8 protein-coding genes are annotated in these 12,668 nt (G+C 66.6%); 2 read left to right on the top strand and 6 right to left on the bottom strand.

Annotated elements, in window-relative coordinates; genetic code table 11:
• Positions 1 to 133: 133 nt before the first annotated feature.
• Complete coding sequence (gene guaB, locus CO669_RS18055) at positions 134 to 1,627, bottom strand: IMP dehydrogenase (RefSeq protein ID WP_097661197.1); 1,494 nt, start codon at positions 1,625 to 1,627, stop codon at positions 134 to 136.
• A 425-nt stretch (positions 1,628 to 2,052) separates the two neighbouring features.
• On the opposite strand from guaB, the gene CO669_RS18050 reads away from it, so the two are divergent.
• Positions 2,053 to 3,543 carry a DHA2 family efflux MFS transporter permease subunit gene (locus tag CO669_RS18050; protein ID WP_097661196.1) on the top strand — a complete coding sequence of 497 codons (1,491 nt, stop codon included), beginning with the start codon at positions 2,053 to 2,055 and terminating at the stop codon, positions 3,541 to 3,543.
• A 21-nt stretch (positions 3,544 to 3,564) separates the two neighbouring features.
• Here CO669_RS18050 and CO669_RS18045 read toward each other — a convergent pair whose 3' ends face one another.
• The 4 genes from CO669_RS18045 to CO669_RS18030 form a co-directional block, all read right to left on the bottom strand.
• Positions 3,565 to 4,254 (bottom strand): response regulator transcription factor, encoded by a 690-nt coding sequence (locus tag CO669_RS18045; protein WP_097661194.1) that lies wholly within the window; start codon positions 4,252 to 4,254, stop codon positions 3,565 to 3,567.
• Between the two features lie 45 nt (positions 4,255 to 4,299).
• Positions 4,300 to 6,792 (bottom strand): sensor histidine kinase, encoded by a 2,493-nt coding sequence (locus CO669_RS18040; protein ID WP_158228774.1) that lies wholly within the window; start codon positions 6,790 to 6,792, stop codon positions 4,300 to 4,302.
• A 480-nt stretch (positions 6,793 to 7,272) separates the two neighbouring features.
• Positions 7,273 to 7,965 carry an RlmE family RNA methyltransferase gene (locus CO669_RS18035; RefSeq protein WP_097661190.1) on the bottom strand — a complete coding sequence of 231 codons (693 nt, stop codon included), beginning with the start codon at positions 7,963 to 7,965 and terminating at the stop codon, positions 7,273 to 7,275.
• 1 nt (position 7,966) lies between these two features.
• The gene (locus tag CO669_RS18030; protein WP_097661220.1) at positions 7,967 to 9,040 is read right to left on the bottom strand and encodes a Ppx/GppA phosphatase family protein; all 1,074 of its coding nucleotides are present in this window, start codon (positions 9,038 to 9,040) and stop codon (positions 7,967 to 7,969) included.
• Positions 9,041 to 9,249: 209 nt separating this feature from the next.
• On the opposite strand from CO669_RS18030, the gene CO669_RS18025 reads away from it, so the two are divergent.
• Entirely contained in the window at positions 9,250 to 11,622 is a 2,373-nt protein-coding gene (locus CO669_RS18025) for a xanthine dehydrogenase family protein molybdopterin-binding subunit (protein WP_097661219.1), read from the top strand.
• Between the two features lie 180 nt (positions 11,623 to 11,802).
• On the opposite strand, the gene CO669_RS18020 is transcribed toward CO669_RS18025, so the two are convergent.
• Positions 11,803 to 12,603, bottom strand: coding sequence for a hypothetical protein (locus CO669_RS18020; RefSeq protein ID WP_097661188.1), 801 nt, complete (start codon positions 12,601 to 12,603; stop codon positions 11,803 to 11,805).
• Positions 12,604 to 12,668 lie beyond the last annotated feature (65 nt).

Raw genomic sequence — 12,668 nt, 5'->3', positions numbered from 1 at the left:
CCCGCGAAAGAGGCTCTCCCGACCAGATCAGCTTCTGTTATGCATAGACTTCCCCGGACAGCCCTGCGCCTTCGCGGGGAATGACACGTCCGTGAGGCGAGCGCGACCCAACCGACGCGCAGCGAAAGCGAGACTAACCCCCGCCCGGATAGTTCGGGCTCTCGCGCGTGATGGTGACGTCGTGAACGTGGCTTTCACGCAAGCCCGCGCCGGTGATGCGGACGAACTGGGCCTTGTCGTGCAGCTCCGTCATGTCCTTGGCGCCGACATAGCCCATGGCAGCGCGCAAGCCGCCGGCGAGCTGGTGCATGACATTGCCGACCGGACCCTTGTAGGGCACCTGGCCCTCGATGCCTTCAGGCACCAGCTTGAGCGTATCCTTGATGTCCTGCTGGAAGTAGCGGTCCGCCGAGCCGCGCGCCATCGCGCCGACCGAGCCCATGCCGCGATAGGCCTTGTAGGAACGGCCCTGCCACAGGAACACGTCGCCCGGCGTCTCGTCGGTGCCGGCGAGCAGCGAGCCGACCATGGCGATGTCGGCACCGGCGGCGAGCGCCTTGGCGAGATCGCCGGAGAACTTGATGCCGCCGTCGGCGATGACCGGAATGTCGGCCTTCTTCGCCGCCTCCACCGCGTCCATGATCGCAGTGAGCTGGGGCACGCCGACGCCGGCGACGATGCGCGTGGTGCAGATCGAGCCCGGACCGATACCGACCTTGATGCAATCCGCGCCCGCATCGATCAGGGCCTGCGTGCCCTCGGTGGTGGCGACGTTGCCGGCGACGACCTGCACCGAGTTCGAGAGGCGCTTGATGCGGTTCACCGCATGCAGCACGTGGCGCGAATGGCCATGGGCGGTGTCGACGACGACGAGATCCACGCCGGCGTCGATCAGCCGCTCGGTGCGCTCGAAACCGTTGTCGCCGACGGTGGTGGCGGCGGCGACGCGCAGGCGGCCCTGCGCGTCCTTGCAGGCGAGCGGATGGGCGACCGCCTTCTCCATGTCCTTGACGGTGATGAGGCCGACGCAGCGGTATTGCTCGTCGACGACCAGCAGCTTCTCGATGCGATGCTGGTGCAGCATCCGCCGCGCTTCGTCCTGGCTGACATTCTCGCGCACCGTGACGAGGCCTTCATGCGTCATCAGCTCGGAGACTTTTTGCCGGCGGTCGGTGGCAAAGCGCACGTCGCGGTTGGTGAGGATGCCGACCAGCTTGCCGGGCGTGTTCTTGCCGGCGCCGGTGACGACGGGAATGCCGGAGATGCCGTGGTCGCTCATCAGCTTGAGCGCGTCGTCGAGCGAGGCCTCGGGGCTGATGGTGAGCGGGTTCACCACCATCCCCGACTCGAAGCGCTTGACCTGGCGCACCTGCGCGGCCTGCCCTTCGGGATCGAAATTGCGGTGGATGACGCCGAGCCCGCCGGCCTGCGCCATGGCAATCGCCATGCGGGCTTCGGTGACGGTGTCCATGGCCGAGGCCATGATCGGGATGTTGAGCGGGATGGCGCGGGTGACGCGGGAGCGGATGTCGACTTCGCCCGGCATGACGTCCGACAGGCCCGGCTTCAGCAGCACGTCGTCGAACGTAAAGGCTTCGCGGATGCCCTGAAGTTGCACCGTGGCCATTTGCCAACTCCTTCCTGCGGCCTTGCCGCAAATGCTAATGGATGAGCGCCGCCCTCGGCGTACCTTGCGGCATCGCCTGGAGAATCGGAGCCCATCGGTGGGGTTGACGCGGGTCGATAGCACGGCCGCGTGACGAATCAAAGCAATTCGGACCGCTGGCCAGCCATGCACAGGCTTTTTTACCCCCAATTCAGCGGAGATGGGCTCGGTCCGCCCTCTCCTCCACCGTCATTCCGGGGCGCGAGGAAGTCGCGAACCCGGAACGACGAGGGAGCGAGAAGCCGCCAGCCCGGAATGACGGAGGGAGGGTCACACCGTTGTTACGCGGGACTTAGGTGCTATGCGTCGATCCGCGATGGTCCGGGACCAGCGGCGGTGATAAGCCGCAACTCCACCCCTCTTCCGATTTTCATTACCAATCCGTCATGGTCGACAAGCAACGCGTCATCCCGCTGATCGTCGCCACTGCTCTCTTCATGGAGAACATGGACTCGACTGTTATCGCCACCTCGTTGCCGGCGATCGCGGCCGACATCGGCACCAGTCCGCTGACGCTGAAGCTCGCGATCACCTCCTATCTGCTGTCGCTCGCGGTATTCATCCCGGCGAGCGGCTGGACCGCCGACCGGTTCGGCGCGCGGATGGTGTTCGCGATCGCGGTCGGCGTGTTCATGGTGGGATCGGTTGGCTGCGCTCTCTCGAGTTCGGTCACCGATTTCGTGTTCGCGCGCATCCTGCAAGGCATGGGCGGAGCGATGATGACGCCGGTCGGGCGTCTCGTGCTGCTGCGGTCGGTGGACAAGAGCGCGCTGGTCAACGCCATGGCATGGGTGACGGTCCCTGCCCTGATCGGTCCGGTGATCGGGCCGCCGCTCGGCGGCTTCATCACGACCTACGCGTCGTGGCACTGGATCTTCCTGATCAACCTCCCGATCGGGCTGCTCGGCATCTTCATGGCGCTGAAGTTCATCGACCCGATCAAGAGCGAGGAACGCGAGCCGTTCGATCTCTACGGCATGGTGCTCGCCGGCATCGGGCTCGCAGGCATTGCCTTCGGCCTCTCGGTGGCCGGTCTCAACCTGCTGCCGTGGAGCACGGTCGCGGCGCTGATCGCCGGCGGCGTGATCTCGATGACGCTCTACGTCATTCACGCCCGGCGCACCGGCTCGCCGGTGCTCGATTTTTCGCTTCTGAAGCTGCCGACGCTACGCGCGGCCGTGTACGGCGGCTTCCTGTTCCGGCTCGGCATCGGTGCACTGCCGTTCCTGCTGCCGCTCCTGATGCAGATCGGCTTCGGGCTGTCGCCGTTCCATTCCGGCCTCGTCACCTTTGCCTCCTCGCTCGGGGCCATGGGCATGAAGACGCTGGCGGCACGCCTGATCCGCACCTTCGGCTTCCGCAACCTGATGACGGTGAACGCGATCGTCAGCGCGTTCTTCCTCGCGGTGTGCGCACTGTTCACGGTGACGACGCCCCTGCTCATCATCATGGTCATCCTGGTGGTCGGCGGCTTCTTCCGCTCGCTGGAGTTCACCGCGATCAACACGGTCGCCTATGCCGACGTCGAGACCGCGCAGATGAGCCGCGCCACTACCCTCGTCAGCGTCAACCAGCAGCTTGCGGTCTCCGCAGGCGTCGCCGTCGGCGCGGCCTGCGTGGAGACGACGATGTGGTTCCACCATGTCAGCGAGATCGACGCGACCGTGTTCGCACCGGCCTTCCTCGTGGTCGCGTTGACCTCGGCGATGTCGAGCTGGTTCTTCTGGCAGATGCCTGCGGATGCCGGCCACGAGATCTCCGGCCGCCAGGCGGTGGAGATTGCGAGCCGCAAGGGCGCCGGCAAGGGCGCGGCCAAGGCCGGCGTCAAGGCAGCATCCGAGGATACGCAGGACGTGCGGGATCAACGGCTGGGGTGAACCTGCGGCGGCCCAGGCGTCTCAGGACCGGGTCGCCGGCTGCAGGGGGACCAGGGCGTAGCCGACGCCGCGCACCGTCGCGATCGGCGCTGCGACACTGCCAAGCTGCATCTTCCGGCGCAGCCGCACGATCAGATTGTCGACCGTATGCTCGCTGATCTCCCTGGGATCGCGGTTCGAGATGACGTCGAGCAGGAAGTCGCGACTGAGCGGCTGCGTCATGTGCGAGGCCAGCGCCACGAGGATGTTGAACTCCCCCGCGGTCAACTGGACCATGCTTCCATCAGGGCGGAATAGCTCGCGCCGGACCGGATCGAGGATCCAGCCGTCAAAGGTGATGACCGACTCCGTCGTTCGCCGCAGCACGCTGCGGATTCGGGCCAGCAGCGTGCGCAGATTGATCGGCTTGGAGACGTAATCGTCTCCGCCGGCATCGAGGCCGGACAGCATGTCGTCTTCGGAGTCGCGGCTGGTGACGAAGATCAGGCCGCATTGCTCGCCGAGCCGCAGCTCGCGCGCCAGCGCGATGCCGTCGGCGTCAGGAAGGTTGATGTCGAGCAGGACGATGTCCGGCCGGAGCGTGGGCAAGGCCGTGCGCAGCTCGGCGCCGGTCGCAACGCCATGCACGGCCATGCCCTGCTCCTTCAGGAACGAGGTCAGCATCAGCCGGATCTCCGGCGCATCCTCAACAACGAGCACACTGGTCGACATCGGCTTTCCGAACTCACTTCTGACGGCTACGTCCGCCGCGGCGCCTCATCCGACGGCGCCCTGCTCCTTCAACACGAGACCGATCTGCCGGCGGAGCGCGTTGACGGCTTCATCCCGGTCGCGGAGCCCCGCCAGCACAGTCCTCGCGGCGATCATCGCGTCATCGGCGCTCGCGGCAAGTTCGGACATCCGCAGATTGGCCGCGCTGCCCTTGATGCGGTGGGCGATGCCCGCCAGCTCCTTCGGCGTCAAATCGCTGCGCGCCAGGGCGCGGTCCAATTCCAGCAGGCTGTCGGCAAACAGCCCCTGGAATTCGTCGATGCGATCGCGCCCGAACACCTCTTCGAGCGAGAACGCGCTGTCGGGTGTCTCCGCGGCGAGGAACGCCTCGATTTTCCAGATGACCTCCTCCGCAGACAACGTCGCCGCCAGCACGAGATCGGCGCCTTCCTCCAGCATCCGGGCGCCTTGCTCCGGCGCAGACGCGGCGATGATGAAGACGCGCTTGCCCTGATCCGGAGCGCGCGAACGCAAGCCCAGCACGAATCCGGGCGGCGGGGCGACCGCGACGATCGCCGCGAATTCGCGCGCCGCCAGCATCGCGCCGGCGGCGTCGAACGAGCCGGCTGGAAAGACGCGAAAGCCGAGGCGCCGGAGCGGATCGTGGGTTGCCTTGCGCTCATCGCCCACCACGAGGACATCACCGCCCGCATTGAGCGGCGCGCCGGGCCCGGCAACGGACCAGCGCCGGCTCGCCAGTGCCGTCTCGATCGCACGATGCAGGGCCGCAACGTCGATCGGCTTGGCCAGATGCCCGTCCATCCCCGCCGCACGGCAAGCCTCGACGTCCTCCGCCATGACGTTGGCGGTCAAGGCCACGATCGGGACCTCGCTTTGCGGCGAGGCGAGCGCGCGAATGCGCCGCGTGGCCTCCAGCCCGTCGACGTCGGGCATCTGCACGTCCATCAGCACGGCGTCGAAGCGCGCACTGCGGACGAGCTCGATCGCCTGCTCGCCCGACTTGACCAGGGCGGTCCTGTGACCCGCCCGCTCGAGCATGCCGCGCGCGACGGCCGCGTTGATCTGAAGGTCCTCGACCAGCAGCAGGTTCAAGGGCCTCGCGGGCTCAGGCGCCTCGTCCGCCGCATCACGCATGGCCGGCCCCTCGGCCGCCGGCAGCGGCAAGGAGAAGCGGAAGCGGCTGCCGAGCCCTGGCGTGCTCTCGGCTTCGATCTGCCCCTTCATGCCCTCGACGAGCCGCTTGCAGATCGCAAGGCCGAGGCCCGTGCCGCCGAAGCGCCGGCGGATCGAGGCGTCCCCCTGCGCGAAGGATTGAAAGAGCCGAGCCTGTTGCTCGGGCGGAATGCCGATACCGGTGTCCTCGACGCAAAAGACGACGACCGCCTCGTCCTGCGGGCACGATGCGGTAACCTCGACCGAGACGCCGCCCCGGCTCGTGAATTTCAGGGCGTTGCCGATCAGGTTGAAGAGAATCTGCCGCAGCCGCGACTGATCACCGAGTACCCAGCGCGGCACCGTCGGCGCAATCGCGAGCTGCAGCGTCAGCCCCTTCTCGTGCGCGCGCGGCGTCATCAGATTGACGATCTCGCGCAGCCCCTGCCTGACATCGAACGGCGCACGTTCGTAAATATCGGCCTGTCGTTCGAGCTTCGAAATATCGAGGATGTCGTCGAGGATCTTGAGCAGTCCCTGCGCCGAGGAACGAATGGTCGAGACCCGCCGGCGCTGGGACGGCGGCAATGGATCATCCAGCGCCAGTTTCGCCATGCCGAGGATTCCGTTCATGGGCGTGCGGATCTCGTGGCTCATCACGGCCAGAAAGTCGGCCTTGACGCTTGCTGCCGCCTCGGCCGCGTCCTTGGCTTCGCGCAAATCGAGGTTGATCTGCTGCTCGCGCGCAATGCGCAGATATTCCTCGCGCCTGAGACGGTTGAACTGGGTGCGCGCCATCGCACCGACGACGTAGCCGACCAGCGTGACCAGCGCGATGATGGTCAGGTCGAGCGGGCTCTCCGGATCCGGTCTGAGCACCGCCCAGAACAACAGGCTGACGGTTGGGGCATAGGCGCTGAGCAGCGTGACCCAGCGGAAGCGCCCGGGGACACAGAGGTTGAGCGCAATGGCGATCAGCGGCAGCAGCAATCCACCGTGACGGGTCAGGCTCGGCTGGTCGAACACGAGCGCATTGAGCGAGAAGAACGCAATTTGGTGCGCATAGGTGATCGCGACGATGCGGGCGTATCGCGTCGTCCGCAGCAACGCCAAGACGGCGGCAAGCGCCGCGAGCGCGATCAGGATCCGGATCTCGGTGAAGAACGCCAGCCGCGGGCCGGTCAGCATCAGGACATCCAGCGGCGCGAACGACAGGCTCGCGGCGGTCTCGGCGAGGATGCAGAGCAGCGCCATCGCGCGCGCCGACTGCCAGACGCTCGCGGAGAATGCCTCCTCCATCTTGCCGTCGCGAAATTCGCCGCTCGGCCCTATGACCCCGCGAAGGTCGAATTCTACCGCCGGCATTCCGGCCCCATCTCCTCGCCCGCCAACCACGCGCATCCTTTGCAGGAGCGCCTCGCTCTCGTCCAGCGTCAATTCCGGCGCGCCCCTCACACCGCGCCCGCGATCAACCGCCGTTGATGATAAGGTCGGATTCGCTGGCCCAGCAGGCCCGCGCGATGCCCTGCTCGGTCCCGTCAACGCGCGTTGATGGCATTTCGTCCTGCTACGCCTCACACACCCTCAGACGACACAGGACACCCGATGACGGGTCGCGCCGTTTGCGAGCCGTCGGATGCCAGCAATGATTGTCGCAAACAGGTCAGCTCGCGCAAAACCCACCGCGCGTCCCGCCCCCCGAAACGAAACGGGTTGGCTGCTGGCCGTCGCCGCCGCATTTCTGGTCGTTCACGCCGCCGCCTTGATCGTTCAGGCGCGCGCGTCCGCGGAACGGACCGTTCCGGCAGAGTGGCCGATCTCGCACTTGTGCGATTAGCCCCGCGGCTACGTCTCGCTACTTGCTCCGCCGCGAAATCCCGTCGCCAGCACGTAGCGCTCCGAAGAATCCTGCCGGCTCGCGGCGGGCTTGACGTGACGCACGGTGGCGAAATCGCGTTTGAGCTGGGCGAGCAGATCGGCGTCGGCGCCGCTCTGGAACGTCTTGGCCAGGAACGTGCCGCCGGGCTTGAGCACGTCGCAGGCGAACGCGGCGGCCGTTTCGACCAGGCCGACGATGCGAAGCTGGTCGGTCTTGCGGTGGCCGGTGGTGTTGGCGGCCATGTCGGACATCACGACGTCGGCGCCGCCGCCCAGCATCGCCGTGAGCTTCTCGGGCGCGTCATTGTCCATGAAGTCGAGCTGGGCGAAGTCGACGCCGGGAATCTCGGGCATCTCCAGCAAGTCGATCGCAACGACCTTGCCCTTGCCTTCGGTCGAGCCGACGCGCTTGGCGGCGATCTGGCTCCAGCCGCCGGGCGCAGCGCCAAGATCGACCACGGCCATGCCCGGCCTCAGCAGCCGGAACTTGTCGTCGATCTCCAGAAGCTTGAACGCGGCACGCGAGCGATAGCCCGAGGCCTTGGCCTTGGCGACATAGGGATCGTTGAGCTGGCGTTCGAGCCACAGCTTCGACGACAATTTGCGCTTGCCGCCGGTCTTGACCTGGACGTGCAAGCGGCCGGTGGTGTCTTTCGCCATCTCACCAGCTCCTGAGCGCGCCGTCCTCGCGCATCATCTCGACCAGCATGCCTTCGCGCAGGCCCCGGTCGGCGACGCGCAGGCGCGGCAGCGGGAAAGCGCGGCGGATCGCATCGAGGATGGCGCAGCCGGCCAGCACGAGATCGGCGCGCTCGACGCTGATGCAGCTGTTGTTCGCGCGCTCCTCGTAGCTCATGCCGAGCAGCTTTTTGATGGTCGCGGTGATGTCTGCATCGTTCATCCAGATGCTGTCGATGCGGCGACGGTCGTAGCGCGCGAGATTGAGGTGGATGCCGGCGAGCGTCGTCACAGTGCCGGAGGTGCCGAGCAGATGCATGTCGGCGAGATCGCCGCCATGCGCTTCGGCGAACGGCGCGACGTGGCTTGCGACCTCCTGCTCCATCGCGGCGTAGATCTCCGGCGTGACGTCGCGGCCGCCAAACTGCTCGGCGAGCGTGACAACGCCATACGGGATCGACATCCACGCCTTGATGCGCGGCTCCGGGTTTTGAGCGTCGCGCTCGATCCGCACCAGCTCGGTCGAGCCGCCGCCGATGTCGAACAGGATCGCCCCGCGCCCCCTGGGGTCGACCAGCGGCGAGCAGCCGAGCACGGCGAGCGCGGCTTCGGTCTCGCGGTCGATCACCTCCAGCTCGATGCCGGTCTCGGCCGCGACGCGGCTGCGGAAGCCCTCCGCATTCGAGGCCGCGCGGCAGGCTTCGGTTGCGATCAGCCGCAAGCGGCGGGCCTTGCGCAAATTGATCTTGTCGCGGCAGATGCTGAGCGCGGCGATGGCGCGCTCGATCGCGGCATCGCTGATCGAGCCGGTCGCGGAAACGCCCTCCCCGAGCCGGATGATGCGCGAGAAGGAATCGACGACACGAAAGCCGTCCTGGGTCGGACAGGCGATCAGCAGCCGGCAATTGTTGGTGCCGAGGTCCAGCGCCGCATAGACGCCGGTTCCGGCGACTTGCGCGCCGACGGCCGATTCGGTGGCCAACGCCACCGCCGCCATCGACCCCTCCAGCTCACCGTGCGGCCCATGGCCGTCGCGGAGCCGCGTGTGGTCATTCATACAAACTGTCTTTCCGCGGCCGGTCGGGCCGGTCTGGAATTGCTTTTTCGCCTGAAACATTAGCAGCGCGGCGGGTATGCGCAACAACGCATCACATGGGACCATGCCCATTCGTGCGTTGTCGTGAACGGGGTGGTGGGTTATTTCAGTGGGGTCCGGTGCCCCGCTGCCGCGAAAATGCGCAAATGCCGGCTTTTCAGGTCGATTCCATGCAAGAACACACCAAATCGTCCACGCTCGAAAACGCTATTGCACTGCAAAAATATGGCGTCGGGCAGCCCGTCCGCCGCAAGGAGGACGACACGCTGGTGCGCGGCAAGGGCCGCTATACCGACGATTTCAATCTGCCCGGCCAGGCCTATGCCGTGGTCGTCCGTTCCACCCATGCCCATGGCACCATCCGCGGCATCGGCATCGACGCCGCCAAGGCGATGCCGGGGGTGCTGGGCGTGTGGACCGGCAAGGATCTCGATGCCGCCGGCTACGGTCCCTTCACCTGTGGCCTGCCGCTGAAGAGCCGCGACGGCTCGCCCCTGCTCCAGACCAACCGCCAGCCGCTGGCGACCGACAAGGTCCGCTTCGTCGGCGATCCCGTCGCCTTCGTGGTGGCCGAGACGCTGGCGCAGGCCCGCGACGCCGCCGAGGCGGTCGAGCTCGACGTCGAGCCGCTGCCGGCGGTGACGGATCCCGAGGAAGCGTCCCGGCCGGGCGCGCCGCAGCTTTACGACCACATCCCTGACAACGTCGTGCTCGACTACCATTATGGCGACATGGACAAGGTCAACGCGGCCTTTGCCAGCGCAGCGCATGTCACCAAGATCGACATCGAGAACACCCGTGTCGCCGTGGTCTCGATGGAGCCGCGCGTCGGCCTTGCCTCCTTCGACAAGAAGACCGAGCGCTACACGCTTCAGGTTCCGACCCAGGGCGTCGCCGGCAACCGCGCCAACCTCGCCAAGAACCTGAAGGTTCCGAACGAGAAGGTGCGCATCCTCACCGCCAATGTCGGCGGCTCCTTCGGCATGAAGAACATCAACTATCCCGAGTACATGTGCATCCTGTACGCGGCGAAGGAATTGGGCAGGCCGGTGAAGTGGCTCGACGAGCGCTCGACCAGCTTCCTCTCCGACAGCCACGGCCGTGCGCAGAAGATCCATGCCGAGCTGGCACTCGACGCCGAGGGGCACTTCCTCGCCGCCAAGCTGTCCGGCTACGGCAATGTCGGCGCCTACATCACCGGCGTCGCGCCCGGGCCGCTCTCGCTCAACACCGGCAAGAACTTTTCCAGCGTCTACCGCACACCGCTGATGGGCGTCGACATCAAGGTGGTGCTGACCAACACCACGCTGATGGGCGCCTATCGCGGCGCCGGCCGGCCGGAGGCGAACTATTACATGGAGCGGCTGATCGACCGCGCCGCCGACGAGATGGGGATCAACAGGCTGACCTTGCGCAAGCGCAATTTCATCAAGCCGAACCAGATCCCGTTCGCGGCCTCCTCCGGCGTCACCTATGACAGCGGCGACTTCCAGGCCGTGTTCAACAAGGCGCTCGAAATCTCCGACCACGAGAATTTCGCCAAGCGCAAGAAGGAGAGCAAGAAGGCCGGCAAGCTGCGCGGCATCGCGGTCGGCTCTTATCTGGAGGTCACCGCGCCGCCGAGCCCCGAGCTCGGCAAGATCGTGTTCGATGCCGATGGCACCGTACAGCTCATCACCGGCACGCTCGATTACGGCCAGGGCCACGCCACGCCGTTCGCGCAGGTGCTGAGCGCGCAGCTCGGCGTCCCCTTCGAGAGCATCAAGCTCGTACAAGGCGACAGCGACATCGTCCACACCGGCAACGGCACCGGCGGCTCGCGCTCGATCACCGCGACCGGCCAGGCGATCGTGGGGGCCGCCAAGCTCGTCATCGAGAACGGCAAGCGCGCCGCGGCGCACATGCTCGAAGCGTCCGAAGCCGACATCGAATTCGAGGGCGGCAGCTTCACCATCGCCGGTACCGACCGCAGCATCGACATCATGGAGCTCGCCAAGCGCTTGCATGACGGCAAAGTGCCGGACGGCGTGCCTGATACGCTCGATGTCGATCACACCAGCGATCCGGTCGCCTCGGCGTTCCCGAACGGCTGCCACGTCGCGGAGGTCGAGATCGATCCTGAGACCGGCGTGGTGCAGATCGTGCGCTACAGCGCGGTCAACGATTTCGGCACGGTCATCAACCCGCTGCTGGTCGCCGGCCAGCTCCATGGCGGCGTCGTGCAGGGCATCGGACAGGCGCTGATGGAGCACATCCGCTACGACGAGAGCGGCCAACCGATCACGGGCTCGCTGATGGACTACGCCCTGCCGCGCGCCGAGGACGTGCCCAACATGACGATCGGCGATCATCCCGTGCCCGCCACGACCAATCCGCTCGGCAGCAAAGGCTGCGGCGAAGCCGGCTGCGCCGGCAGCCTGTCGACGGTGGTGAACGCCGTGCTCGATGCGCTCTCGGACTACGGCATCAAGCACATCGACATGCCGCTGACGCCGGAGCGCGTGTGGCGCGCGATCCAGGACGCGAAGGCAAAGGCGGCGTGAGGCCATCTTATTCTGAGATGGTCGCTCGACCCTTCCACACCCACAACTGTCGTCGCCCGGCTTGACCGGGCGATCCAGTACTCCGAGGCGGCCGTGATTGACCGACAGGCCGCGGCGTACTGGATTCCCAGCCTTCGCGGGGAATGACACCGTCTTTGAGGTGGCAGGCTCGGTCCTGCCCTATGCCGCCGCCTGCTCGCGTGGCTGATAGATCGCGGTGTGGTGGCAGTGCGCGATCGGCGTCGTGCCGTTGGCGACGACAAGCGCGTCGAGCTCGACGAAGCGGTGGCCCTTCTTCTCGTAGTTCGCGGTGACCTTTGCCCGCGCGGTGATTTCGTCGCCAGCGCGTAGCGCGGACAGCAGCTGCATGCGGCTGCCGACATGGATCCACGGGCCCAGGATCGTGTTGTCGACCAGCACGCGGTTCATCACGCGCTGGACCAGGCCGGGATGGCCGAGCCCCTCGCGCGCGAAGACCAGATCGGTCTCCCTGACGTCAGTGAGATAATCCGCCGCATCCTGCCCGGCCCAGCGGCGCGGCGTCGTACCGAGCCATTTGCCCATCTCGAAGGTCGCAGGACTGACCGGCTTTCGCTCGGCCACCACGGGCACCGCGACATAGTCGCCGAGCGATACCGCCGGTGCTGCCGGCGGCAGCGAGGCCGTCCCCGTGGCGCACAGTGTGGTGCGGCTGAACACCTCGAGCGTCAGCAGCCCGTTGTGCTCGGTCGCGTCGACGTCGGCAGTCTCGCCATCATAGACCGGCTTGATGAAACGCGCCTCGACCAGCCCGCGCTCCAGGAAATCGCGTCCCCAGCGCGCGATCGGCACGTGCATCATGTAGGCGAAGACGTCCACGCCCGGCACCAGACCGCCGGAGAAGCCGAAGCGGCGCGCCACCGTGTCGTCATGCATCTTGTTTTCGGATTGCTTGGCGGTGTTGTAGGCCTCGACGCGCCAGGTTTCGAGCCGGTTCGGCATGGGGTCATCGTCCCTATGTTCTTGTTGTTTCCGGGCCGATCGTAGGGCCCCGGGAACAGCGGTCA

Source organism: Bradyrhizobium sp. Y36, from assembly GCF_002531575.1.
In the GTDB taxonomy this organism is placed as follows: domain Bacteria; phylum Pseudomonadota; class Alphaproteobacteria; order Rhizobiales; family Xanthobacteraceae; genus Bradyrhizobium.
Note: the sequence above shows the minus strand (reverse complement) of the source record. Positions and strands in the feature narration are given on the sequence as shown.